This is a genomic window from Frigidibacter oleivorans (assembly GCF_003993775.1).
Classification (GTDB): domain Bacteria; phylum Pseudomonadota; class Alphaproteobacteria; order Rhodobacterales; family Rhodobacteraceae; genus Frigidibacter; species Frigidibacter oleivorans.
In genome coordinates this window covers 1-22,737 of record NZ_RJRZ01000019.1, presented here as the reverse complement: position 1 = coordinate 22,737, position 22,737 = coordinate 1, and the positions used below count along the sequence as shown (strand labels likewise).

The window sequence follows — 22,737 nt, the reverse complement described above, 5'->3', positions numbered from 1 at the left end:
ATCGCAGGATTTCGACAAGCGCCTCACGCCGCCGAACCGCCGCGCACCCGCGACAGCACCTCCTCCACCGCGGCCTCGATCAGCGCCAGACAGTCCGGCGAGGAAAAGCGGTGGTCCGCCTCCTTCACCAGCAAGAGCTGGATGTCAGGTCCGCTGGCATGGTCGAACAGCCGCATGCCGACCGCGGTGGGCACGTCGGTATCGGCCGAGCCGTGCAGCAGCCGGACCGGCATCGGCAGGTGCAGCGGCTGGCGCAGGACCAGCCTGTCGCGCCCGTCCTCGATTAACCGGCGGGTAATGACATAGGGGTCGGGCGAATAATCCGACGGCAGGTCCAGCCGCCCCGCCGACATCAGCTCCGCGCGCTGCGCGTCGGTGAAGCCCGCCCACATGGAATCCTCGGTGAAATCCGGCGCGGCGGCGATGGTGACGAGGCCCGCCACCCGTTCCGGCATCGCGCGGGCGACCAGCAGCGAGATCCAGCCCCCCATCGAACTGCCGACCAGAACCTGCGGCCCCTCCGTCAGCTGCCGGATCGCGGCCATCGCATCCTCGAACCAGTCGCCGATCGACCCGTCGAGGAAGTCGCCGGAACTTTGCCCGTGGCCGGAATAGTCGAAGCGCAGAAAGGCCCGCCCCGTCCGCTGCGCCCATGACTCCAGCGCAGTGGCCTTGGTGCCGGTCATGTCCGACCGGAAGCCGCCGAGGAACACGACCCCCGGCCCCTGACCTTCGGTCCGCACATGGGCGATCCGTCGCCCCTGCGGCGTGGCCAGAAACGGCGTCGGTATCTGGGTCATCGTCCTGCTCCGGCTGTTTTTCCGGCCATCCTAGGCGCTGCCGCGGCGAAGGCAATGCACGGTCCCGCCAGCAGGCCAAGGCCCGCGCGTCCGGGCCCGGCGGCCCCCGCGTTGACAGTGCCCGGCGAAAGACGGATAGAGGCGGAACAACCCGCAACCGGGCGTTCCGTGGGCGCCAAACCGACGAGGAACCGGCCATGAGCCAGATTTCCCTGACCTTTCCCGATGGCAGCATCCGCCGTTACGACGCGGGGGTGACGCCCGCCGAGGTGGCCGCCTCCATCGCGCCGTCGCTGGCCAAGGCCGCGATTTCCGCCCGGGTGGACGGGGCGCATTGGGATCTGGCCTGGCCGATCGAGGCCGACGCCGCCATCTCCATCAACACGATGAAGGACGATGCCGCGGCCCTGGAACTGATCCGCCACGACTTCGCCCATGTCATGGCGCGCGCCGTGCAGGAGCTGTGGCCGGACGTGAAGGTCACCATCGGCCCGGTGACGGAAAAGGGCTGGTTCTACGACTTCGACCGCGCCGAGGCCTTCACCCCCGAGGATCTGGGCGCGATCGAGAAGCGCATGCGCGAGATCATCAGCGCCCGCGAGCCGGTCCGGACCGAGATCTGGTCGCGCGACCGGGCGCTGGCCTATTACGAACAGCGGCGCGAGCCCTTCAAGATCGAGCTGATCGACCGCATCCCCGAAGGCGCGCCGATCCGCATGTACTGGCACGGCGACTGGCAGGACCTGTGCCGCGGCCCGCATCTGCAGCATACGGGGCAGCTGCCCGCCGATGCCTTCAAGCTGATGGGCGTGTCGGGCGCCTACTGGTTCGGCGACGTGAACCGGCCGCAGCTGCAGCGGATCCAGGGCGTGGCCTTCCGCAACCGCGACGACCTGAAGGCACATCTGACCATGCTCGAGGAGGCCGCGAAGCGCGACCACCGCAAGCTGGGCCGCGAGATGGAGTTGTTCCACCTGCAGGAAGAGGCGCCGGGCATGGTGTTCTGGCACCCCAACGGCTGGACGGTCTATCGCACGCTGGAAGACTACATGCGCCGCCGGCAGCGCAGCGCAGGCTATCGCGAAATCCGCACGCCGCAGGTGGTGGACCGGGTGCTGTGGGAAAAATCCGGCCACTGGGAGGCCTATCGCGAGAACATGTTCATCGTCGAGGTCGACGAGGAAGGCGCGAAGGAAAAGCGGATCAACGCGCTGAAGCCGATGAACTGCCCCTGCCACGTACAGGTCTACAACCAGGGCCTGAAATCCTATCGCGACCTGCCGCTGCGGCTGGCGGAATTCGGGTCCTGCCACCGCTACGAATCCTCGGGCTCAATGCACGGTCTGATGCGGGTGCGCGGCTTCACGCAGGACGACGCGCATATCTTCTGCACCGAGGACCAGATCGAATCCGAATGCGCGGGTTTCATCGAGCTGCTCTCGTCGGTCTATCGCGATCTGGGCTTCGAGCGGTTCGACATCAAGCTGTCCACCCGGCCCGAGGTTCGGATCGGCACGGACGAACAGTGGGACAAGGTCGAGGGCGCGCTGAAGGGCGCGATCGAGAAGCTGGGCCTGCCCTATGAGATCAACGAGGGCGACGGCGCCTTCTACGGCCCGAAGCTCGACTTCAAGCTGACGGATGCCATCGGGCGCGAATGGCAGTGCGGCACCTTCCAGGTCGACCCGAACCTGCCCGACCGGCTGGGGGCGGAATTCGTGGGCGAGGATGGCGGCAAGCACCGGCCCTACATGCTGCACCGCGCGGTTCTGGGCTCGTTCGAACGCTTCCTCGGCATCCTGATCGAGAACTACGCGGGCAAGCTTCCGTTCTGGCTGGCGCCCCGGCAGGTGGTAGTGGCCTCGATCGTGTCGGATGCCGACGGCTATGTGGCCGAGGTGGTGGCGGCGCTGCGGGCACGCGGCCTGCGCGCCGAGGCCGATACCCGCAACGAGAAGATCAACTACAAGGTCCGCGAACATTCCGTCGGCAAGGTGCCGGTAATCCTTGCCATCGGGATGAAAGAGGTGGAGGAACGCAGCGTCTCGTTGCGCCGCCTCGGCGAGACGCGAACCGAGTCGCTGGGACTCGACGCCGTCGTGGCGCAACTCTCGGCCGAAGCGACCCCGCCCGACCTGCGCTGACGGCAGGAAGGCGTCGATTCGAACCCTGCCCCGCAAGCGGGTCGCGCCGCTGTGCGCGGCCCGCTTTCATGCTTGCTTTTATACGCGAATCCCCCAAACTGTCTTCGCGTGTCCGCAGACTTTCCTACCGCTCCCTGGCACGGGGCAGCCGGAAGACTTGGAAGACCTGGCTGCACGGCCCGACGGCAATGACGCTGCGGGAGGATGAACGAGGAGAGTGACGGAATGGCCACGGGCACCGTGAAATGGTTCAATTCCACCAAGGGCTATGGCTTCATCGCGCCTGACGAGGGCGGCAAGGACGTGTTCGTGCATATCTCGGCGGTGGAACGTGCCGGCCTCAAGGGGCTGAACGACAACCAGAAGATCGCCTATGAACTGCAGTCCGGCCGCGACGGCCGCGCCTCGGCCACCGACCTGAAGCTGCTCTGACCGCACCTGCGGCCGGATCGCGGGGATCACGCCCTCGCCCGGCCTGCGCGTGGATCGCGGCCCGCACCTGCTGCGGGCCGTTTGTGTTCCGGGGGTCGAAGACACCGGCCGGCCGGCAAGGCCATCGTCGCCCTATTGCCCCGAGGTCCGAGATCGGACAGCCGGCCAGAGACCGCCGCGCCGAGGGCGCCAGCGGTCCTGCCACGGGCCGTCAGGCCGCGATCAGCGGCAGCGCACCTGATAGGACAGCGACGCCTGCACGACCTCGCCCACATTGTCGAGGATCACCTTGGCGGGCGACGAGGCCACCGCCTTCTTGCCCCGCGCGCCGCACAGCGGTTGCACCGCCAGCGCGGCCTGCGCCGGACCGACGAAGCCGGTTTCCACCTGCACCGAATAGTGGTCGCGACTGTGCGACTTCACGCTGTAGACATAGGGCAGCAACGCGCGCGGAAAGCTGACGCGCTCTGCCGGGTCGTTCTGCGCCGCGGCGGGGCCCGCCACGGGCAGCATGGCGCAGATGGCCACCATGGCCGCAACGCGCGGCCGAATCCTGACTGTCCCTCGAAACATTGCCGTGTTCCTTCTGGTATGTCCGCTCAGGCTAGCAGCAGCCGAGTCGCCGGATCAACCCTCGGGTCCGGAACCTTTTCAGAGAAGGGCGCGTTGTTGCTCGTTTGACCAACCGATGTGCAGTTCCTGCCCCCGTCTGATGACGGGACGCTTCATCAGTGAAGGATGGGCCGCGATCAGCGCGTCGGGATCGGCCGCGCGCTCGGCCTCCGATAGGCCGCGCCATGTGGTAGAGGACCGGTTCACCAGCCGGTCGCCGAAGGCGCCAAGGAACTCGGCCCGTTCCTCTGCCGTCAGCGGCGCCTTCCGGACATCGCGGAACTCCACCTCATGCCCCGCGCCCCGCAGCGCGGCCAGCGCCTTGCGGCAGGTATCGCAGGTGGGAATGCCATACAGCGTCAGCGTCATCCCCAGACCTCCTCGAATTCCCGCCATTCGCGCTTGCTCATCCCCGATGTCTCGAAGCCGACCGCCTCGCCCGCCAGCCGCCGCTTCAGCACGGCGACGGCCTTGCCGCTGAGCGCGACGCTGTCCAGCCGGTAATCCTCGAACGCGGCATAGGCCAGCGGCACCCAGTCCCGGACGATGGCGCACATCGCCTCGGCATAGGCGCGGATCTCGTATTGCGCATGGGCATCGGCGCGCAGCCGCAGGAAGTGGAACAGGTTGTGCAGGTCGATCTTCCAGTACCACTGCGTGTAGATGTTGGCGGGCAGGTTCATCCGCGCCAGTTCCCGCGCCAGCCCCTGCTGGCCCTCGGTGTTCAGCATCGCCTCGTAATGGTCATAGCTGCGCATCGCATCCTCGCGCAGCAGGTCCAGCACCCGCGCCGCCTCTGCCCCCTCCAGCACCGCGCCCCGGCCCTGGTTGTTCACGGTGGACTGGGCCGCCAGCTGGTCCGGCGCGGGGATGTAGAACTCGCGGTCGAGGATCGAATAGCGCGCCGAATATTCGTTCACATTGGCGGTGCGATGGCGGATCCACTGCCGCGCCACGAAGACCGGCAGCTTCACATGGAACTTCACCTCGCACATCTCGAACGGGGTCGAGTGCCAGTGCCGCATCAGATAGCGGATCAGGCCCTCGTCATTGGAGACCGATTTCGTGCCGCGGCCATAGCTGACCCGCGCCGCCTGCACGATCGCCGCATCGTCGCCCATGTAGTCGACCACCCGCACCAGCCCGTGGTCCAGCACCTGATGCGCGCGGTAGAGATGCGCCTCCATCCCCTCTGACACGGCCCGCAGCGTCGGACGCGGCTCGGCGCGGGCCGCCTCGATCTCGGCGATCTGGTCGGGGGTCAGGGGCATAGCGTCACCTCGCATCTCGATTCCGGTTCCACCTTATCCGGTGGTGCCGCCGGCGGGAACCACAAGATGCCGCTGCAAGCCGGCACGACCCCAAGACGCGGCCCCAAGACGCGGCCCCTCGCCATCGCGGCGGGGCGCGCTATGCTGTCGCGCGGGCGCGCGGCCCGATCCCCGGCAACCGCGCCCTCCAGCTGCAAAAGGAAAGGCATCCCATGCAGATCCGCTATCTTCACACCATGGTGCGCGTGCTCGACCTCGACGCCTCGATGGCCTTCTTCCGGCTTCTCGGTCTGGAAGAGACGCGCCGGATCGAGAACGAACAGGGCCGGTTCACGCTGGTCTTCATGGCCCCGCCCGGCCAGCCCGACTGCCCGGTGGAACTGACCTACAACTGGGACGGCGACACCGGCCTGCCCTCGGACAGCCGGCATTTCGGCCATCTCGCCTATGAGGTCGAGAACATCCACGACATGTGCGCCCATCTGCAGGCCAATGGCGTGACCATCAACCGCCCGCCGCGCGACGGGCACATGGCCTTCGTCCGCAGCCCCGACAACATCTCGATCGAGCTGTTGCAGAAGGGCGAGGCGCTGACCCCGGCAGAGCCCTGGGTCAGCATGGGCAATACCGGCCACTGGTAACGTCCGCAGGGGGCCCCCGCCGCCCGCCAGTGCACGCCGTCAGTGCAGGTCGGCGGGCGGCGGCTTCGGCCCCAGATCGTCATGCAGGGGCACGGTCTGCCGCTCGATCATCCGGTGCACGCGGGGCCGGCCCGGCCCTCGATGCAACGCCATCAGCGCCTCGTAGACCTCGAGGTCCGCCTTGGTGCGCCGTTCGTTGTGGCGGATGTAGTCGGCCCAGGTCGGCACGTGATAGGTCTCGGTCCAGATGTCGGGCTGTTCGAGGTCGCGCAACAGCGTCCATTGCCGCGCCCCGTCGCGGATGCGGATCCGCCGCCGGACCTGCATCACCGCGAGGAAATTGTCGGTATCCTCCGGCGCGATCCGGTAGTCGATCAGGATCATGATCGGCCCGCTGCGCCCGCGCAGATCCAGCCGCAGCTCCGGCTCGTTGAACATCCCCAGCGGCGCGAGGTCCAGCGAGGAAAACTCCGGCACCGGCAGCCAGCGCCCCAGCAGCGCCCCCGCCAGCAGCAGCCCCGCCGCGATCACCAGCGCCTGCTGCAGCCCCGCCGCCTCGGCCACCCAGCCCCAGCACCAGCTGCCCAGCGACATGCCGCCGAAGGCCGCCATCTGATAGAAGGACAGCGCCCGCCCCACCACCCAGCGGGGCGTGGACAGCTGGACCGAGACATTGAACAGCGACAAGGCCAGCACCCAGCCCGCGCCCCCGACCATCAGCGCCAGGCCGCTGGTCAGCACATGCCGCGAGAGGCCCAGCCCGATCAGCCCAACGGCGAGCGCGGCGAAGGCCAGCGCCACCACATGTTCGTTGACCAGCCGGGCGCGCAGGCGGGCGTTCGCGGCGACGCCGCAGATCGCACCGATACCGAAAAAGCCCAGCAGCAGCCCGTAGGTCATCGCCGTGCCCTGCAGGAATTCCCGCGCCACCAGCGGCAGCAGCGCCAGCGCCGCGATGGCCGAAAAGCCGAACAGCGCCGCGCGCAGCATCACCCGGACCAGGTTCGGCGACATCGCCATGTAGCGCGCCCCCGCGCCCAGCGCCTGGCCCAGCGGCTCGCGCGGCAGGCGGGCGCGGGACGGCGGCCTTTGCCAGCGGAACAGCGCCCAGAGGTTCGGCAGATAGCTGGTCGCATTCACCGCGAAGGCCGCGGGCGGCCCCGCCAGCGCGACGAGGAAGCCGCCGATCGCCGGCCCGACGCTGCGGGCGAGGTTGAAGCTCATGCTGTTGAGGCTGACGGCGGAAGGGAGGGACTCGCGCGGGACGATGTCGCCCAGCGATGCCTGCCAGGCTGGATTATAGAGCGCCGTTCCCGACCCGATCAGGAAGGTGAAGGTCAGCAGCGCCCAGGGCGTCAGCACCCCCAGCATCGCCGCGACGGCCAGCGCCACCGACATCGCCAGCATCAGCATCTGCGCGGCGATCAGGATCCGCCGGCGGTCGAAACTGTCGGCAAGCGCCCCGGCGACCAGCGACAGCACCATGATCGGCAGGCTGTTGGAGGCCTGCACCAGCGCCACCATCGTCTCGGAGGTGGTGAGCGAGGTCATCAGCCAGCCCGCGCCCACCGCCTGGATCAGGGTGCCGAGGTTGGAGACCTGAGAGGCAAACCACAGCCGCCGGTAGTCGGGCACCGCGAGCGGCGCGAAGGTCGAGGGACGGGCGATGGCTGGATCCTCCTCGGGCAGTCTGTTCCGGCGACGCTCCTGCGGCGGCAGTCAGGCGGCAGTCGGGCGGCGGCATGGGCGCAACCGGGGATCGCGGCATCGGTTCCGCGGCCCGATTGCGGCCCGCTGCACGGGCGTTCTGCACGGGCCTTTTGCACGGGCTGATCGCCGGGGCGGCACCTTGATCCGCACCCTAGGCAGGCGTCGCGGGGGCGACAAGGCCGGGATGCTTGCCCCGCGGGCGGATTTCGGCTTCTGATCCGGGGACCATGACCAGATCGAACCCGCCCGCCCCGCCCATGCCGACGCCGCCCCTGCTGACGCCGCTCGTCGCCCGCCTGCCCGCCACCGTGCCCTTCGTCGGCCCCGAGGCGCAGGAACGCGCGGCCGGCCGCGCCTTCCGCGCCCGCATCGGCGCGAATGAAAGCGTCTTCGGCCCCTCGCCCGCCGCGGTGGCGGCGATGCAGGCGGCCGCGGCGGGGGTCTGGATGTACGGCGACCCTGAAAACCACGACCTGCGCCACGCGCTGGCGGCGCGTCACGGCTGCCGGCCGGACAACATCGTCGTGGGCGAGGGGATCGACGGGCTGCTGGGGCTGCTAGTGCGGATGACAGTGGCGGAAGGTTCTAACGTCGTCACCTCGGACGGCGCCTATCCGACCTTCAACTTCCATGTCGCGGGCTTCGGCGGCCTGCTGCACAAGGTGCCCTATCGCGGCGATCACGAGGATCCAAACGCGCTGTTGGCGCGCGCGCATGAGGTTGGGGCGCGGCTCGTCTACATCGCCAACCCGGACAATCCGATGGGCAGCCACCATCCGGGCGCGATGATCGCCGCGATGCTGGACGGCCTGCCCCCGGACTGCCTGCTGGTCATCGACGAGGCCTATGTCGAACTGGCCCCCGAGGGCACCGCGGCACCGGTCGACCCCGACGATCCCCGTGCGATCCGGATGCGGACCTTTTCCAAGGCGCATGGCATGGCAGGCGCGCGGGTGGGTTTCGCGGTGGGGGCGCCGGCGCTGATCGCCGCCTTCGACCGGGTGCGCAACCATTTCGGCATGGGCCGCATCTCGCAGGCGGGGGCGCTGGCGGCGCTCGCGGACACGGACTGGCTCGCGCATGTCCGGGCCGAGGTGGCCGCCGCCCGCGACCGCATCGCCGCGATCGCCCGCGCCTCGGGGCTGACCCCCCTGCCCTCGGCCACCAATTTCGTCGCCGTCGACTGCGGCCGCGACGGGGCACTGGCCCGGGCGGTGCTGGCCGGGCTGACCGCGCGCGGCATCTTCGCGCGGATGCCGGGGGTGGCGCCGCTCGACCGCTGCATCCGTGTCAGCTGCGGCACCGGTGCCGACCTCGACCTGCTGGCCGCCGCCCTGCCCGAGGCACTGGCCGAAGCGCGGAAAGCCGCCGCAGCCCCGGCCTGACGGCACGCGTCACCGGAAGGTGAATTGCCGCCGCGGCGGGAGCGCGGGCAGGCTTCGTTCCAGATCCGACAGCGTCAGATCAGAGGAGCGACCATGACTTCGACCCCGCCTGAACCCGCCGCGCCCGGAACTCCGGCGTCCGCGCCGGCCCGCCGCCGCCGGACCCGGCGCGCAGCCATGCTCAGCCCGCTGGCCTTCGCGCTGGCGTTCGGGGCCTACGCCGGCCAGCCGGGTGCGGCGCGGATCGCGGGCCGCGAGGACGAACTGCCCGCGGCCACGCTCGCGGATGCCGAGGACGCGGCGCTGGCGCGGCTGGAAAGCTGGCTCGACGACTGGATCGACCCGCTGCAGGGCTGAGGCGCCCCGCCTCGGGCGGTCTCAGCGTCCGGCCACCACCGCAGCCGCTGCCGCCAGCCCGTCCGTCCCGTGCGGGATGCCGAGCGCGCGCATCCCCGCCTCCATCGTCGCGAGCACGCCCAGCGTCATATGCGCGTTGACATGCCCCATATGGGCGACGCGCAGGAAATCCTGATAGGCGGGCTCGGAGGGCAGCGCCATGCCCAGCCCGATGCCCAGCGTCACCCCGGCCTCGACCTCCAGCCACTTGCGCAGCCGCCCGGCGCCGCCGCCGCCGATCCGCGCCGCGGTCACGGCATGGGCGCGGCGGGCGGGATCGGCGATGTTCAGCGCGATGTCCCCGCCCCGGCCCCAGGCGTCGAAGGCGGCCCAGACCGCCCGCGCCAGCGTCGCGTGCCGCGCCCAGACATGGTCCAGCCCCTCTTCGGCGATCATCGTCAGCGCCTCGTCCAGGCCGAACAGGTGATGCGTCGGCGCGGTGCCGCAGAAGAACTGGTAGAACTCTGCCCCTTCCGCGCGCGGCTCCCAGCTCCAGTAGGGGGTGACGAGGTCGGATTGCCGCGCCGCCGCCCGGGCGCGGTCGGAAAACCAGACGAAGCCCAGCCCCGGCGGCGTCATCAGCCCCTTCTGGCTGGCCGAGACCATCACGTCCACGCCCCATGCGTCCATGTGGAATGCATCGCAGCCCAGCGAGGCGATGCAGTCGACCGCCAGCAGCGCCGGATGCCCCGCCGCGTCGATGGCGGCACGGATCGCGGCCACGTCGTTCCTGACGCTGGTCGCGGTGTCGACATGGGTCACCAGCACGGCGCGGACCCGGCGGTCGGTATCCGCCCGCAGCGCCGCCTCGATCCGGGCCGGATCGGCCGGGCTCGACAGGCCGAAGTCGATCATCTCGACCTCGACCCCCATCCGCCGGGCGCTGTCGGCCCAGCCGATGCCGAAGCGTCCGGTCGCCGCCACCAGCGCCCGGTCCCCGCGCGAGAACATGTTGGCGTTCGCCGCCTCCCACGCGCCATGGCCATTGGCGATGTAGATCGCCACATGCGCCGCCGTGTCCGCCAGCCGCCGCAGCCGGGGATAGAGCGAGCGCGTCATCTCGATCAGCGCGCCCTCGTAGATGTTCGGTGCCGCGCGGTGCATGGCGTTCAGCACCCGGTCGGGCATGGTCGACGGTCCGGGAATGGCAAGGTAGGGGCGGCCCTGCGAAAGGCTCATCGTCGTCTCCTCGAAAGCGGCCCGACCTGCCTAGGCCCGGGCGGGGGAGCCGTCAATCCGCACCGCCGGCCGGGCGCGGACCCGGCTCCGGACCGGGCCCCTCCCGGCCCTTGCCTTGTCAGCCGCCGTCTTTGCGGATAGACCCGCCGCCACCATATGGGCAAGGACAGCGATGCGGCGACCGACCCGGACGCCGCGCGCCGGTGCGGAGACGCGATGTTCGCGCGGCTGAAGAAACCTCTGAAGCGGCTGGAACGGCGGCTGAACGACCCGGCGCATGGCGGGATCGACACCGCCGGAGGCCGGCGGCGCAACCTGCTGCATTTCCACCTGATGGACCATGCGTTCCTGCGGGTGCTGTGGACCAACTTCGCCAAGGTGGCGGACGGGGTCTACCGCTCGAACCAGCCCTCGCCCGGCCGGATGGGCCGCTACAAGGCCCGCGGTATCCGGACCGTCATCAACCTGCGCGGCGACCAGCCCCTGTCCTACTACCTGTTCGAACGCGAGGCGGCGGAACGGCTGGGCCTGACGATGATCGACACGCGGCTCTTCGCCAAGAAGCTGCCCCGGCCGGAATCGCTGATCGAGCTGGAACGCATCTTCCGCCGCGCCGAAAAGCCCTTCGTCATGCATTGCAAATCCGGGTCGGACCGCGCCGGCTTTGCCTCGGCCCTCTACCTGATGATGATCGAGAACCGCCCCGTCGAGGAGGCCGCGCGCCAGCTGCACTGGCGGTTCCTGCATCTGAAGACGACGCGCACCGGGGTGCTCGACCATTTCCTGCGCTGCTATGACCGGGCGCACCGGGCCACCGGGATCGGGCTGATGGACTGGGTGCGCACCGGCTATGACCCGCGGGCGGTGACGCAGTCGTTCAAGCTGTGGCTGAAGGACCGCGAGGGCTGGGACCGCGACCTGCCGCTGCCCGCGCCGCGCCCGGCTGCCGCCCCGAAGCCCGCCCCCCTGACGGGGCCGCGCCCGTGACCGCGGCACAGCTGATCCGCTGGCTCTGGCGCGACTATCTGCAGCCCTGGCGCTGGTGGTTCGGGCTGGCCATGGTCCTGATGTCGATCGAGGGCGCGACGGTCGGCGCGCTGTCGCTGTTGGTCAAGCCGATGTTCGACCGGGTCTTCGTCGGCGGCTCGCCGCAGGCGGTGCTGTGGGTGGCGGCGATGGTCGGCGGGGTCTTCCTGCTGCGCGCGCTGACCGGGCTGTCGCACAAGATCATCATGGCGCGGCTCGGCGAACGGATCGTGGCGGCCATGCAGGGCGACGTGCTGCGCCACCTGCTGACGCTCGACCAGTCCTTCTATACCCGCCATCCCCCCGGCAGCCTGATCGAGCGCACCCGGGGCGACAGCGGCGCGATCCGCAACCTGGCCAGCCAGGTGGTGGCGGCGCTCGGACGCGACCTGTCCTCGCTGATCTCGGTCCTCGCGGTGGTGCTGTGGATCGACCCGGTTTGGACGCTGGTGGCCGTGGCGGGCGTGCCGCTGCTGCTGTTGCCGATCATGGCGCTGCAGCGTCTGGTGCGGAAGACCAGCCGCAAGGCCCGCGCCGCAGCCGCCGACAACGCGACGCGGCTGGACGAGATCTATCACGGCGTGACGACGATCCAGATCAACGGGATCGAAACGCGCGAGGCCGACCGTTACCGGCAGGCGCAGAACCGCTACATCCGCCAGCAGATGCGGGCCGAAGCCGGGTCCGCCGCGATCCCGGCGCTGATCGACATCGTGGCCGCCATCGGGCTGGCCGGCGTGCTGACCTATGGCGGCTACCAGATCGTCGGCGGCGAGAAGACGGTGGGCGAGTTCATGACCTTCTTCATCGCCATGGCCGCGGTCTTCGACCCGCTGCGCCGGCTGGGGGCGATTTCGGGCGCGTGGCAATCGACGCGGGCCAGCCTCGACCGGGTGGTGCAGCTGCTGCAAACGCCTGCCCGCATCACCTCGCCGGCGCAGCCGGCCCCGGTGCCCGCCGACCGCGGCCGCATGGACCTTGCCTTCGAGGATGTCAGCTTCGGCTATGGCGACGGGGTCGCCGTGCTGCGCGACCTCAGCTTCACGGCCGAGCCGGGCCGGACCACGGCCATCGTCGGCCCCTCGGGCGCCGGCAAGACAACGCTGTTCAAGCTGCTGACCCGGATGGCCGATCCCGATACGGGCCGGATCACCGTCGCCGGCACCGACCTGCGCGACCTCGACTTGGGCGATCTGCGCGGGCTCTATTCGGTGGTGGCGCAGGACACGGCGCTGTTCGACGAAACGATCCGCGACAACATCCTGCTGGGCCGCACCGACGTGACCGAGGCGCAGCTGGCCGCGGCGGTGGAAGCCGCGCATCTGGACGGCGTCGTGGCCAGCCTGCCGCGCGGGCTCGACACGCCGGCCGGGCCGCGCGGCTCGGCCCTGTCCGGCGGCCAGCGGCAGCGGGTGGCGATTGCCCGGGCGCTGCTGCGCGACGCGCCGATCCTGCTGCTGGACGAGGCGACCAGCGCGCTCGACGCCGCCTCGGAGCGGATGGTGCAGGACGCGCTGGACCGGCTCAGCCGCGGGCGCACCACGCTGGTCATCGCGCACCGGCTGGCCACGGTGCGCAGCGCCGACATGATCCTGGTGATGCAGGCGGGCCGGATCGTCGAACGCGGCCGGCACGACGATCTGGTGGCGCAGGACGGGGTCTATGCGCAGCTGTGCCGGCTGCAATTCGCCGAGTGACGGGCGGCGCCCTGCACGCCCTCACACCCGCGACAGGCCCCGCGCAACGAACCAGGACACCGGCACGGCCACCAGCGCCCCCAGACCCGCGGCCACGAGGATCGCGGTCAGGTCCACCCGGCCGATGGTCAGTGCGGCGGTGACCCCCGCCCCGGCCAGCACCGTGGCGGCCATCGTGTAGATGATCAGGAACAGACGGAACATTGCAGCCTCCTTTCGGGCGCGCCCCGCCCCTTGCTGCGCCGATCCGCCCCCGCCCGCCTTGATCCGCATCAACAGCGCAGCGCCATCCGCGCCTCGCCGGTGTCGCCGGGGATGCCGGTGCGCAGCGAGCCCGGCAGCACCGCGCAGCCCGTCGCCTGTTCCGCCGCGACGATCATCGAGTCCTGCACCCCCGCCCGGTCCTGCGCCCGCAGATAGCCGCGGCGCACCACCTCGGCCCGCTCGCCCTTGTGGAAGACCACGAACTCGATCCCGTCCTGCCGGATGGAAGACCGCTTCGCCCCGAAGAATTCCGGCGCGGGCGAGGCGCAGGAGGCGGTCAGCAGCAGCAGGGGCAAGAGACAGGGCGACATGCAACCCAGTCTGGCGCGGCAGGGTTAACGGTTGCTTACCGCCCGTTTGCGCCAACACGGGCCCCGTGCGGAACCTGCCGCACGGTCCGGCGGTTTTGCCGGATCAGTCCAAGAGGAGACATCCATGATCCGCATCGCGCTTGCCATCGCCGCGCTCGTCACGCTGACCGCCTGCGAAACCATGCAGGGCGCCGGCCGCGACATCGAATCCGCCGGCGAGGCGCTGCAGCAGGAATCGGCCGAGGCGCAGGCGAACATGTGATCGCCTCGACAGCCATCACCCAAGGAAAAGGGGCGGTCCGCAGGACCGCCCCTTCGTCATTCGACCGATGATCCGGTTCAGCGCAGGCCGACCTGGGCCTTCTTGTCCGAATAATCCTCTTTCGGATCGCTGCCGAACAGCGCCTTGATCCCGGCCAGGGCGCTGGAGGCGTTCTCCCAGATCTCGGCATTGACCAGGTCGAAGCGCAGCAGCGCCAGCTTCGGGTCGTCCTTGCCGCCTTCGTACCAGGCGGCGATGTGGGAATTCCACAGCCGGTCGATGGCGGCGCGGTCGTCGTCGCGGGTCAGCGTGCCGCGGATGGTGGCGAACAGGTCGTGGTTCTTCGAGGCGAAGGTCGCAACCGCCTTCTGGCTGCCGCCGCGCAGTTCCTGCACCAGCGAGGTGTCGGTCGCCGTGAAGATCCAGAGCGGGCCGCGCTCCTCGCCGGTGTCCTCGTCCGAAATCACCGTCATCGGGCGCGGATAGTCATCATGGGCGGTTTCCAGCCCGATCATGACCGTCCGGTCGGATTTCAGATGCTTCCACAGATGATGCTTCAGATCGTCGGGCGTGCGCATTGCGGCCTCCTTGGCGTTTCCGTTGTCAGGAAAACGCCCGGCCGCGCCCGCTGTTCCGAGCCGCCGATCTCTCTATGCGAGACGCGGCGCAAAGGGGCGCCGGCCGGGTTGCCCCGGCCGCCCCGGGTCAGAGCTGCGCCGCGACCTCGTCCGGCACGTCGAAGTTGTGGGTGACGGTCTGCACGTCGTCATCCTCTTCCAGCATGTCGATCAGGCGCATCAGCTTCTGCGCGGTGTCCAGATCGACCTCGGTCGTGGATTGCGGCTTCCAGATCAGCTTGGATTCGGTGGATTCCCCAAGGGTCTTTTCCAGCGCGTCCGAGACGTCCGACAGATCCTCGACGGCGCAATAGATCCAGTGGCCGTCCTCGTCGGACTCCACATCCTCCGCCCCGGCTTCCAGCGCCGCCATCATCACCGCGTCGCTGTCGCCCGCCTCGGGCGGATAGCTGATCTCGCCCACCCGGTCGAAGCTGTGCGCGACCGACCCGGTGGTGCCGAGGTTGCCGCCGCATTTCGAGAAATAGCTGCGGACGTTCGACGCGGTGCGGTTCAGGTTGTCGGTCATGCATTCGACGATCACCGCGATGCCGTTCGGGCCGTAACCTTCATAGCGGATCTCGGTATAGTCCTCGGCATCGCCGCCCATCGACTTCTTGATCGCGCGCTCGATCACGTCCTTGGGCATGGACACGGCCTTGGCGGCCTTTACCGCAAGGCGCAGGCGCGGGTTCTTCTCGGGGTCGGGATCGCCCATCTTCGCGGCGACGGTGATCTCCTTCGCCAGCTTCGAGAAGAGTTTCGAGCGCAGCTTGTCCTGCTTGCCCTTGCGATGCTGGATGTTGGCCCATTTGGAATGGCCTGCCATGACCTTCTCCGTCGGTAGTCGGGTGACAGGCGCCTCTATAGGCCAGCCGCCACGCCGGCCGCAAGCGGACGGAGCGTCGATCCCGCGCGATCGCAGAAGGTTACTTGTCGTTCCAGCCCGGCATCAGCGAGCGCGGCGTGCGGAACCGCTGCACCCGGCCGTCCGGGGCGACGATCTCGATCCGTGCATAGGGCGCGACCATGTCGCCCAGCACCGGCTGCAACCAGTTCTGCCGCTCGATCCGGACGTTGAACCGCACCGGATGCCGGCAGTCGAGGAACATGCCCTGCGCGCCCTCGGCCTGCATCGGCGCCCGGCAGACCTCGCCGTCCTGAAACCAGACCGTCAGCTCGTCCGAGGTCAGCCCGACATCCGCCGCACGGATATGCGGCGTCACCAGCCCGGCGCCGGCAGCGGTGGCCAGACCGATCCCCGCGCCGAGGGTCAGCGCGGACAGCAGGCGTCGCATCGGCAGACGGAGGATCATCGCCCGGTCTCCTTGGTCACGGCCGGTCACAACGGCCAGAGCAGGGGGATCATGACACAGGCGACGAGCCCCGTCACCACATTCAGCGGCAATCCCAGCCGGACATAATCGGTAAAGCGATATCCGCCCGGCCCGTAGACCATGGTGTTGGTCTGATAGCCAATGGGCGTGGCAAAGGCGACCGAGGCCGAGAACATTACCGCCACCACGAAGGGGCGCGGGTCCATCCCCAGATGATGCGCCAGTTCGATGGCGATGGGCGTCAGCAGCACCGCGACCGCGTTGTTGGTCAGCACCTCGGTCATCACGAGGCCCAGCAGATAGACGCAAAAGATCGTCCAGAACGGCGACAGCCCTTCCAGCCAGGGCGCGATGGTCCGCACGATCAGCGCCACCGCGCCCGAGGAGCCGAGCGCCGCGCCCACCGCCAGCATGGCGAAGATCAGCGCCAGCAGCCGACCGTCCACGAAGGAGAAGGCCTCGTCCGCGTCGATGCAGCCGGTAACCAGGATCACCGCCACCGCGATCATCGCCAGCGCCATGATCGGCGCCACGTCCAGCGCCGACAGCACCACCACCACCAGCAGCGCCGCCACCGCGATCGGCGCCTGCCGCCGGCGATAGGGCCGCGCCGTGGGCTTGGTCACGTCGACCAGGTCCATGTCGGCGGCCAGCCGCGCGATGTCGCCGGCCGCGCCTTCCAGCAGCAGCGTGTCGCCCACCCGCACCTCGAGGTCGTCGAGCTGCCGGCCGATGTTCTGGTTGCGCCGGTGTGCGGCCAGCACATAGACCCCATAGCGCCGGCGCAGGCGCAATTCGCCCAGCGTGCGCCCGATCATCCGGCAGCCGGGCGAGATCAGCACCTCGACCGTCTCGGTCTGGACCGAGGACAGCTTGTCCACCAGCCGCAGTTCCTTGCGCTGCTGCAGGTCCAGCAATTCGCTCATCTCGGTCCGCAGCACGACCCGGTCGCCTGCCTCGAGCACCGCCGAAGGCAGGTCGCGCCGCAGCGAGGCGTCGCCCCGCAGCACGTCCACCACCCGGATGCCCTCGCGCCGGAAGATCTGCGCCTCCAGGACGGGCGTGCCGATCAGGGCGCTGTCCTCGGGCACCGCGACCTCGGTGAAGTATTTCATCGCCTTGCGGCCGCCCAGCATCTCGCCCATCGACACCCGGTCGGGCAGCAGCCGCGCCGCGAACAGCCACATGAACAGCGCCCCCGTCGCCGATACGGCCAGCCCGAGGGGCGCGATCTCGAAAATGCCGAAATGGGGCAACCCCGCCTTGCGCGCCACCCCGTCCACCAGCAGGTTGGTCGAGGTGCCGATCATGGTGATCATGCCGCCCATGATGGTGAAATAGCTCAGCGGCATCAGCAGTTTCGACGGCGAGATGCGCAGCCGCCGCGCGATCTGGATGACGATGGGGATCATCACCGCCACCACCGGCGTGTTGTTCATGATCGCCGAGGCGCCGACCACGAAGGCAAAGAGCAGCCCCACCGTCAGCTTGGCGTTGCGTTCGGCCTGCGCCTCGATGATCCGGGTCATCTCGTTCAAGGCGCCGGTGCGCACCAGCCCGCCCATGATCAGGAACATGAAGGCGATGGTCCAGGGCGCCGTGTTCGACAGCACCGCGATGCCCTCGTCATAGGGCAAGAGGCCGGTCAGCAGCATCAGGGCCGCGCCGCCGATCGCCACCACCTCGGTCTCGAACCATTCCAGCACGAACAGCACGAACATGCCGGCGACGATCGCCAGCGCAAGCAAGGCCTGCCCGTCGGGCGGCAATCCGAGGTCGATCATGGCAGGCCCTGTCCCCGAAGCTATACCCGGCGTTTATGGCTTTCGCTGCAGTGCCGCACAAGCGTCTTGGTGGGCCGTCCTGCCGCGGCCTGCCCCGGTCCGCGCCGGGTCAGGGCGCGGAGGGCTGCAGGCGCCCCCCCTGCCGGACCGCCACCACCCGCCGGGCGAGCCCGGTCCGGTCGTCCGTCTCGACATAGACGCCCGACAGCGTCGCCTCGCCATTGGCCGGGGTGAAGCGTTCGCGCGGCATGCCGGTCACGAAGCGGCGCAGCGGTTCGGCCTTGTCCATGCCGATCACCGAATTGTAGTCGCCGCACATCCCCGCATCGGTCAGATAGCCGCTGCCGCCGGTCAGGATCTGCGCATCCCCCGTGGGCACATGGGTGTGGGTGCCGACGATCAGGCTCGCCCGCCCGTCGCACCAGTGGCCGAGCGCCATCTTCTCGCTGGTGGCCTCGGCATGGACATCGACCAGCGCCGCCTGCGCCAGCCCGCCCAGCGGATGGCTGCGCAGCGCGAGGTCGATGGCCGAGAACGGGTCGTCGAAGGGCCGCTTCATGAACACCTGACCCAGGACCTGCGTCACCAGCACCTTGCGCCCCTGCGTCGCGGGGAACAGCCGCACCCCCTTGCCCGGCGCGTCCTTGGCGAAGTTCAGCGGGCGCAGGATGCGCGGTTCGGTCTCGATGAAGGACAGCATGTCCTTCTGGTCGAAGGCATGGTCGCCCAGCGTCAGGCAATCCGCTCCCGCCGCCAGCAGCGCCCTGGCATGGTCCGGGGTCAGCCCCGCGCCGGAACTGGCATTCTCGCCGTTCACCACGACGAAATCGAGCGCCCAGTCCCGGCGCAGGCCGGGAAGGCGTTCGGTGATCGCCGCGCGGCCGGCGCGGCCCATGACATCGCCAAGAAACAGGATCTTCATGCCCCTGCGCCTAGGCATCCGGGGCCCGGAAGGCAAGGAAAAAGCCGCGCCTGCGCCGCCCCCTGCACCTGACCGAAATATCCCGCGGGGGCGCGGGGGGCGCGAAGCCCCGCCTTCCACCCCTGGGTACGGGCGGCGCCTACAGCCGCGCGAATCGCGCCGACAGCCGCGCCGCCTCGTCCGCCAGGCCCCAGGGCGGGTTGATGACGAACACGCCGCTGCCGACCATGCCGTGGCCCGGGCGCGCGGGCGGAAAGCGCACCTCGTGCGACAGCGCCTCGGGGAAGGCCGCGCGCAGGCTGCGGACCATGCCCTGGTGCAGCCCGGCGGCCAGCACCGGATACCACAGCATCAGGACACCCACGTTCCACTTGCGGTGCAGCTTCTGCAGGAAGTCCGGCACCGTATCGTAATCCGTCTTCACCTCGAAGCTCGGGTCGCACAGCAGAAGGCCCCGGCGCGGATCGGGCGGCGTGCGCGACAACGCCATCGCGAAGCCGTCCTCACGGTGGCACATATCTGTCCAGGGGTGCAGCGCCTCGGCCAGCGCCGCATGTTCCTGCGGGTGCAGTTCCGCCAGATGCATCGCGTCGCCCGGACGCAGCGCCACCGCCGCGATCATCGGCGAGCCGGGATAGGCGCGCGGCCCCGCCACCGCGCGCACCTCGGCCAGATAGCGCAGGAAGGGATGGCCGGGGGCGAACCACCCCTCGGCCAGCGCGCGGTCGATCCCCGCCGCCGCCTCCCCGGTCCGCCGCGCCTCGGCGCTGTCCAGCTGGTACAGCCCGCGCCCGGCATGGGTTTCGAGATAGGACATCGGCTTGTCCTTGCGGGTCATGTGGTCGAGCGCCGCCGCCAGCAGCGCATGCTTGTGCAGATCGGCGAGGTTCCCCGCATGGTAGATGTGCTGGTAGGACAGCATGGCCCCTCCCCCGTTTCCCTCACGACCGCCGGCCGGCGCCGCCCGACCGCTTGCCGCAGAACGCCCGGCTTGGCAACGGCGGGGGATCACGCCGCGGGGGCGCTGCCCCCGCACCCCCGGGATATTTGCGTCAGCTGCAGGGGGCAGGCGCGCGTGATGTCCGGCGGCCACGGCCGACGCGCACGCGACGAATCCCCCTTGGCGCACGCCCCGCCTTACGCTAAGGCAGCGCCCATGATCGCCACCGGGTTCCATCTTTCGCTACCCCGCCGACGTCGCGCCACCCGCGCCTGACGCCGCGCCCGCATGGGCGATCGCCCGTGGCCCGGACCGGCCCCAGATGCCGGTTGCCACCCCTCCGCCGTCCACCTGTCGCAGACCGCCATCGTTGACTTGCCCCCCTGCCTGAGGCACGTCTTGGCCTTCCTTACGGAGCAGCACATGATCCCGCCCGTCCTGCCCACCTACAACCGCGCCCCGCTCGCCTTCGTGAAGGGCGAGGGCTCCTGGCTCACCGCCGAGGATGGCTCGCGCTATCTCGACCTCGGCGCGGGCATCGCGGTGAACGCGCTCGGCCATGCCAATCCCGATCTGGTCGCCACCCTGACCGAACAGGCCGGCCGCCTGTGGCATGTGTCCAACCTCTACCGGATCCCGGAACAGGAACGGCTGGCGGCGCTGATGGTGGAACACACCTTCGCCGACACGGTGTTCTTCACCAATTCCGGCACCGAGGCCGCCGAACTGGCGATCAAGATGGCGCGCAAGCACTGGTACGACCGGGGCCAGCCCGAGCGGATCGAGATCGTGACCTTCGAGGGCAGCTTCCACGGCCGGTCCACCGGCGCCATCGCCGCCGCCGGGTCCGAGAAGATGGTCAAGGGCTTCGGCCCGCTGATGCCGGGCTTCGTGCATCTGCCCTGGGGCGACATGGCGGCGCTGGCCGCCGCCGTCGGGCCGCAGACCGCCGCGGTGATGGTCGAGCCGGTGCAGGGCGAGGGCGGCATCCGCCCGCTGAGCGATGTCGAGCTGCGCGAGATCCGGAGGATCTGCGACGAGAGCGGCGCACTGCTGATCTTCGACGAGGTGCAATGCGGGATGGGCCGCACCGGCCGGCTGTTCGCGCATGAATGGGCCGGCGTCACGCCCGATATCATGATGGTGGCCAAGGGCATCGGCGGCGGCTTTCCGCTGGGCGCGGTGCTGGCCACCGAGGCGGCCGCCTCGGGTATGGGGGCGGGCAGCCACGGATCGACCTATGGCGGCAACCCGCTCGCCTGCGCCGTCGGCGCCCGGGTGATGGAGATCGTGGCCGACCCGGATTTCCTGGCCGAGGTGAACCGCAAGGGCGCGCTGTTCCGCCAGCGGCTGGAGGGTCTGGTCGCCGCCCATCCCGACGTGTTCGAGGCGGTGCGCGGCCAAGGCCTGATGCTGGGGCTGAAATGCAAGATCGCCCCCGCCGATCTGGTCCGCGAAGGCTATGCCGAACATCTGCTGGCCGTCCCCGCCGCGGACAACGTCGTGCGGTTGCTGCCCGCGCTCACCATCCCCGATGCCGACATCGCCGAGGCGGTGGAGCGGCTCGACCGCGCCGCCACCCGGGTGGCAGCCGCCTGATCCCTTTCAGCCAAGGAGCGTTCCGACGTCCGGCCGGGACCGCCCGGCCGACCCGACGAGAGACAGACAGATGAAGCATTTCCTCGACATCCACACCACGGACCCCGCCGACCTGCGGCAGATGATCGACCTCGGCCGCGCGATGAAATCCGCGCGCGACGGGATGCCGAAGGGCATGCCCGATGCCGACCAGCCGCTGGCCGGCCGCATGGTCGCGCTGATCTTCGAGAAGCCCTCGACCCGCACCCGAGTCAGCTTCGACGTGGGGGTGCGGCAGATGGGCGGGCAGACCATGGTGCTGTCGGGCCGGGAAATGCAGCTCGGCCATGGCGAGACCATCGCCGACACCGCCCGGGTGCTCAGCCGCTATGTCGACCTGATCATGATCCGCACCTTCGAGGAGGCGACGCTGCAGGAGATGGCCGAGCATGCGACCGTGCCGGTGATCAACGGGCTGACCAACCGGACCCATCCCTGTCAGATCATGGCCGACGTGATGACCTATGAGGAACATCGCGGCCCGATCGCCGGGCGCAAGGTCGTCTGGTCGGGCGACGGCAACAACGTCTTCGCCAGCTTCGCCCATGCGGCGGGGCAGTTCGGCTTCGACCTGACCTTCACCGGGCCGGAAACGCTCGACCCCGAACGGGTCTGGCTGGACTTCGCCGCCGGGCGCGGCCATCCGGTGACCATCGACCGCGATCCGTGGCGGGCGGTCGAGGGCGCCGATCTGGTGGTGACCGACACCTGGGTCAGCATGCACGACCCCGAAAGCGCCAAGGAGCGCCGGCACAACCAGCTGCGCCCCTATCAGGTCAACGAGGCGCTGATGGCGCGGGCGAAGCCCGATGCGCTGTTCATGCATTGCCTGCCCGCGCATCGCAACGACGAGGCGACGAGCGGGGTGATGGACGGTCCGCATTCGGTGATCTTCGACGAGGCGGAAAACCGCCTGCACGCGCAGAAGGCGATCCTGCGCTGGTGCCTCGGGGTCTGACCGCGCCCGCGCGGGCGGCGCCGGGTGGCAGCCATGCGCCCGGCGCCGCCCCGCGCTGCTTGAATTCGGGGCGCACAACTTGTATCTCGGCTCGTCCCCCGGCTAGACTGGGGAACCCGAGCCGAAAACCCGAGCCCGAGACCGGGCTCCGCGAAGGATCCGCCATGTCCTGGACCGACGAGCGCGTCGAGACGCTGAAGAAGATGTGGGCCGATGGCCAGAGCGCCAGCCAGATCGCCAAGGAACTGGGCGGGGTCACGCGCAATGCCGTGATCGGCAAGGTGCATCGTCTGGGCCTGTCGAACCGCGTCGGCGGCCCGGCGGGGTCCGAGGCGAAGCCCGAGGCGGCCGCCGCCCCGGCCGCGCCGCAGCCCGCACGCCCCGAACCCGCCCCGGCCCGGCCGGCCGCGG

General features: G+C 69.8%; 25 protein-coding genes. 11 read left to right on the top strand and 14 right to left on the bottom strand.

What is annotated here, in order from left to right; all coding sequences use genetic code 11:
- Positions 1–23: 23 nt before the first annotated feature.
- On the bottom strand, positions 24–800 hold the full coding sequence (locus EEY80_RS17440; RefSeq protein ID WP_126978728.1) for an alpha/beta hydrolase: 777 nt from the start codon (positions 798–800) through the stop codon (positions 24–26).
- A gap of 197 nt (positions 801–997) precedes the next feature.
- Between EEY80_RS17440 and thrS the strand changes: the two genes are divergently transcribed.
- Positions 998–2,944 carry a threonine--tRNA ligase gene (gene thrS / locus EEY80_RS17435; RefSeq protein ID WP_126978726.1) on the top strand — a complete coding sequence of 649 codons (1,947 nt, stop codon included), beginning with the start codon at positions 998–1,000 and terminating at the stop codon, positions 2,942–2,944.
- A 225-nt stretch (positions 2,945–3,169) separates the two neighbouring features.
- Positions 3,170–3,376, top strand: a complete 207-nt coding sequence (locus tag EEY80_RS17430) for a cold-shock protein (RefSeq protein ID WP_126978724.1) — start codon at positions 3,170–3,172, stop codon at positions 3,374–3,376.
- Between the two features lie 222 nt (positions 3,377–3,598).
- Here EEY80_RS17430 and EEY80_RS17425 read toward each other — a convergent pair whose 3' ends face one another.
- From EEY80_RS17425 to thyX, 3 genes are all read right to left on the bottom strand, one after another.
- The gene (locus EEY80_RS17425) at positions 3,599–3,907 is read right to left on the bottom strand and encodes a hypothetical protein (RefSeq protein ID WP_126978722.1); all 309 of its coding nucleotides are present in this window, start codon (positions 3,905–3,907) and stop codon (positions 3,599–3,601) included.
- A 120-nt stretch (positions 3,908–4,027) separates the two neighbouring features.
- Positions 4,028–4,351: an arsenate reductase family protein gene (locus EEY80_RS17420; RefSeq protein WP_126978820.1), complete on the bottom strand. Its 324-nt coding sequence runs from the start codon at positions 4,349–4,351 to the stop codon at positions 4,028–4,030.
- A gap of 2 nt (positions 4,352–4,353) precedes the next feature.
- Positions 4,354–5,259 (bottom strand): FAD-dependent thymidylate synthase, encoded by a 906-nt coding sequence (gene thyX / locus EEY80_RS17415; RefSeq protein WP_126978720.1) that lies wholly within the window; start codon positions 5,257–5,259, stop codon positions 4,354–4,356.
- Between the two features lie 212 nt (positions 5,260–5,471).
- On the opposite strand from thyX, the gene EEY80_RS17410 reads away from it, so the two are divergent.
- Positions 5,472–5,900 carry a VOC family protein gene (locus tag EEY80_RS17410; protein ID WP_126978718.1) on the top strand — a complete coding sequence of 143 codons (429 nt, stop codon included), beginning with the start codon at positions 5,472–5,474 and terminating at the stop codon, positions 5,898–5,900.
- Between the two features lie 39 nt (positions 5,901–5,939).
- Here EEY80_RS17410 and EEY80_RS17405 read toward each other — a convergent pair whose 3' ends face one another.
- A complete protein-coding gene (locus tag EEY80_RS17405; protein WP_235829894.1) occupies positions 5,940–7,535 on the bottom strand; it encodes an MFS transporter in 1,596 nt (531 codons plus the stop codon).
- Between the two features lie 302 nt (positions 7,536–7,837).
- Between EEY80_RS17405 and EEY80_RS17400 the strand changes: the two genes are divergently transcribed.
- Both EEY80_RS17400 and EEY80_RS17395 read left to right on the top strand, forming a co-directional pair.
- Entirely contained in the window at positions 7,838–8,995 is a 1,158-nt protein-coding gene (locus EEY80_RS17400; RefSeq protein WP_235829893.1) for a pyridoxal phosphate-dependent aminotransferase, read from the top strand.
- 177 nt (positions 8,996–9,172) lie between these two features.
- Positions 9,173–9,352: a hypothetical protein gene (locus EEY80_RS17395; RefSeq protein ID WP_126978714.1), complete on the top strand. Its 180-nt coding sequence runs from the start codon at positions 9,173–9,175 to the stop codon at positions 9,350–9,352.
- 21 nt (positions 9,353–9,373) lie between these two features.
- Here EEY80_RS17395 and EEY80_RS17390 read toward each other — a convergent pair whose 3' ends face one another.
- Positions 9,374–10,570, bottom strand: coding sequence for a pyridoxal-phosphate-dependent aminotransferase family protein (locus tag EEY80_RS17390; protein WP_126978712.1), 1,197 nt, complete (start codon positions 10,568–10,570; stop codon positions 9,374–9,376).
- A 216-nt stretch (positions 10,571–10,786) separates the two neighbouring features.
- Between EEY80_RS17390 and EEY80_RS17385 the strand changes: the two genes are divergently transcribed.
- Together EEY80_RS17385 and EEY80_RS17380 are read left to right on the top strand one after the other, a co-directional pair.
- Positions 10,787–11,557, top strand: coding sequence for a phosphatase domain-containing protein (locus EEY80_RS17385; RefSeq protein ID WP_164738303.1), 771 nt, complete (start codon positions 10,787–10,789; stop codon positions 11,555–11,557).
- Positions 11,554–13,293, top strand: a complete 1,740-nt coding sequence (locus tag EEY80_RS17380) for an ABC transporter ATP-binding protein (RefSeq protein WP_235829892.1) — start codon at positions 11,554–11,556, stop codon at positions 13,291–13,293. Before EEY80_RS17385 ends, EEY80_RS17380 begins: the two co-directional genes overlap by 4 nt.
- Positions 13,294–13,314: 21 nt before the next feature.
- On the opposite strand, the gene EEY80_RS17375 is transcribed toward EEY80_RS17380, so the two are convergent.
- Together EEY80_RS17375 and EEY80_RS17370 are read right to left on the bottom strand one after the other, a co-directional pair.
- Complete coding sequence (locus EEY80_RS17375) at positions 13,315–13,497, bottom strand: hypothetical protein (RefSeq protein WP_126978709.1); 183 nt, start codon at positions 13,495–13,497, stop codon at positions 13,315–13,317.
- Positions 13,498–13,565: 68 nt separating this feature from the next.
- Complete coding sequence (locus EEY80_RS17370) at positions 13,566–13,868, bottom strand: hypothetical protein (protein ID WP_126978707.1); 303 nt, start codon at positions 13,866–13,868, stop codon at positions 13,566–13,568.
- Between the two features lie 124 nt (positions 13,869–13,992).
- Between EEY80_RS17370 and EEY80_RS17365 the strand changes: the two genes are divergently transcribed.
- The gene (locus EEY80_RS17365; protein WP_126978705.1) at positions 13,993–14,130 is read left to right on the top strand and encodes an entericidin A/B family lipoprotein; all 138 of its coding nucleotides are present in this window, start codon (positions 13,993–13,995) and stop codon (positions 14,128–14,130) included.
- Positions 14,131–14,207: 77 nt separating this feature from the next.
- Here EEY80_RS17365 and EEY80_RS17360 read toward each other — a convergent pair whose 3' ends face one another.
- From EEY80_RS17360 to EEY80_RS17335, 6 genes are all read right to left on the bottom strand, one after another.
- Positions 14,208–14,708 carry a pyridoxamine 5'-phosphate oxidase family protein gene (locus EEY80_RS17360; protein ID WP_126978703.1) on the bottom strand — a complete coding sequence of 167 codons (501 nt, stop codon included), beginning with the start codon at positions 14,706–14,708 and terminating at the stop codon, positions 14,208–14,210.
- A 127-nt stretch (positions 14,709–14,835) separates the two neighbouring features.
- On the bottom strand, positions 14,836–15,576 hold the full coding sequence (locus tag EEY80_RS17355) for a YebC/PmpR family DNA-binding transcriptional regulator (protein WP_126978701.1): 741 nt from the start codon (positions 15,574–15,576) through the stop codon (positions 14,836–14,838).
- Between the two features lie 100 nt (positions 15,577–15,676).
- Positions 15,677–16,063 (bottom strand): hypothetical protein, encoded by a 387-nt coding sequence (locus EEY80_RS17350; protein ID WP_126978699.1) that lies wholly within the window; start codon positions 16,061–16,063, stop codon positions 15,677–15,679.
- Positions 16,064–16,089: 26 nt separating this feature from the next.
- Positions 16,090–17,868: an SLC13 family permease gene (locus tag EEY80_RS17345; protein WP_126978697.1), complete on the bottom strand. Its 1,779-nt coding sequence runs from the start codon at positions 17,866–17,868 to the stop codon at positions 16,090–16,092.
- A gap of 109 nt (positions 17,869–17,977) precedes the next feature.
- Positions 17,978–18,790, bottom strand: a complete 813-nt coding sequence (locus EEY80_RS17340; protein ID WP_126978695.1) for a TIGR00282 family metallophosphoesterase — start codon at positions 18,788–18,790, stop codon at positions 17,978–17,980.
- Positions 18,791–18,929: 139 nt separating this feature from the next.
- Entirely contained in the window at positions 18,930–19,712 is a 783-nt protein-coding gene (locus EEY80_RS17335; protein WP_126978693.1) for a 23S rRNA (adenine(2030)-N(6))-methyltransferase RlmJ, read from the bottom strand.
- A 441-nt stretch (positions 19,713–20,153) separates the two neighbouring features.
- On the opposite strand from EEY80_RS17335, the gene EEY80_RS17330 reads away from it, so the two are divergent.
- The 3 genes from EEY80_RS17330 to EEY80_RS17320 all read left to right on the top strand — a co-directional run.
- Positions 20,154–21,329, top strand: a complete 1,176-nt coding sequence (locus EEY80_RS17330) for an aspartate aminotransferase family protein (protein ID WP_126978691.1) — start codon at positions 20,154–20,156, stop codon at positions 21,327–21,329.
- Between the two features lie 70 nt (positions 21,330–21,399).
- Positions 21,400–22,326 carry an ornithine carbamoyltransferase gene (gene argF, locus EEY80_RS17325; protein ID WP_126978689.1) on the top strand — a complete coding sequence of 309 codons (927 nt, stop codon included), beginning with the start codon at positions 21,400–21,402 and terminating at the stop codon, positions 22,324–22,326.
- A 164-nt stretch (positions 22,327–22,490) separates the two neighbouring features.
- Positions 22,491–22,737: GcrA family cell cycle regulator (locus EEY80_RS17320; RefSeq protein ID WP_328590535.1), on the top strand; the 247-nt coding region annotated here is incomplete at its 3' end.

Excerpts from the sequence above, each read along its gene's own strand:
- EEY80_RS17395 (WP_126978714.1), top strand. The coding sequence starts at position 9,173 with ATGCTCAGCCCGCTGGCCTTCGCGCTGGCGTTCGGGGCCTACGCCGGC.
- EEY80_RS17385 (WP_164738303.1), top strand. The coding sequence starts at position 10,787 with ATGTTCGCGCGGCTGAAGAAACCTCTGAAGCGGCTGGAACGGCGGCTG.
- EEY80_RS17360 (WP_126978703.1), bottom strand. The coding sequence starts at position 14,708 with ATGCGCACGCCCGACGATCTGAAGCATCATCTGTGGAAGCATCTGAAA.
- argF (WP_126978689.1), top strand. The coding sequence starts at position 21,400 with ATGAAGCATTTCCTCGACATCCACACCACGGACCCCGCCGACCTGCGG.
- EEY80_RS17375 (WP_126978709.1), bottom strand. The coding sequence starts at position 13,497 with ATGTTCCGTCTGTTCCTGATCATCTACACGATGGCCGCCACGGTGCTG.
- EEY80_RS17355 (WP_126978701.1), bottom strand. The coding sequence starts at position 15,576 with ATGGCAGGCCATTCCAAATGGGCCAACATCCAGCATCGCAAGGGCAAG.
- EEY80_RS17410 (WP_126978718.1), top strand. The coding sequence starts at position 5,472 with ATGCAGATCCGCTATCTTCACACCATGGTGCGCGTGCTCGACCTCGAC.
- EEY80_RS17370 (WP_126978707.1), bottom strand. The coding sequence starts at position 13,868 with ATGTCGCCCTGTCTCTTGCCCCTGCTGCTGCTGACCGCCTCCTGCGCC.
- EEY80_RS17345 (WP_126978697.1), bottom strand. The coding sequence starts at position 17,868 with ATGATCGACCTCGGATTGCCGCCCGACGGGCAGGCCTTGCTTGCGCTG.
- EEY80_RS17425 (WP_126978722.1), bottom strand. The coding sequence starts at position 3,907 with ATGGTGGCCATCTGCGCCATGCTGCCCGTGGCGGGCCCCGCCGCGGCG.
- EEY80_RS17440 (WP_126978728.1), bottom strand. The coding sequence starts at position 800 with ATGACCCAGATACCGACGCCGTTTCTGGCCACGCCGCAGGGGCGACGG.
- EEY80_RS17430 (WP_126978724.1), top strand. The coding sequence starts at position 3,170 with ATGGCCACGGGCACCGTGAAATGGTTCAATTCCACCAAGGGCTATGGC.
- EEY80_RS17365 (WP_126978705.1), top strand. The coding sequence starts at position 13,993 with ATGATCCGCATCGCGCTTGCCATCGCCGCGCTCGTCACGCTGACCGCC.
- EEY80_RS17340 (WP_126978695.1), bottom strand. The coding sequence starts at position 18,790 with ATGAAGATCCTGTTTCTTGGCGATGTCATGGGCCGCGCCGGCCGCGCG.
- EEY80_RS17330 (WP_126978691.1), top strand. The coding sequence starts at position 20,154 with ATGATCCCGCCCGTCCTGCCCACCTACAACCGCGCCCCGCTCGCCTTC.
- thyX (WP_126978720.1), bottom strand. The coding sequence starts at position 5,259 with ATGCCCCTGACCCCCGACCAGATCGCCGAGATCGAGGCGGCCCGCGCC.
- EEY80_RS17350 (WP_126978699.1), bottom strand. The coding sequence starts at position 16,063 with ATGATCCTCCGTCTGCCGATGCGACGCCTGCTGTCCGCGCTGACCCTC.
- EEY80_RS17390 (WP_126978712.1), bottom strand. The coding sequence starts at position 10,570 with ATGAGCCTTTCGCAGGGCCGCCCCTACCTTGCCATTCCCGGACCGTCG.
- thrS (WP_126978726.1), top strand. The coding sequence starts at position 998 with ATGAGCCAGATTTCCCTGACCTTTCCCGATGGCAGCATCCGCCGTTAC.
- EEY80_RS17335 (WP_126978693.1), bottom strand. The coding sequence starts at position 19,712 with ATGCTGTCCTACCAGCACATCTACCATGCGGGGAACCTCGCCGATCTG.
- EEY80_RS17400 (WP_235829893.1), top strand. The coding sequence starts at position 7,838 with ATGACCAGATCGAACCCGCCCGCCCCGCCCATGCCGACGCCGCCCCTG.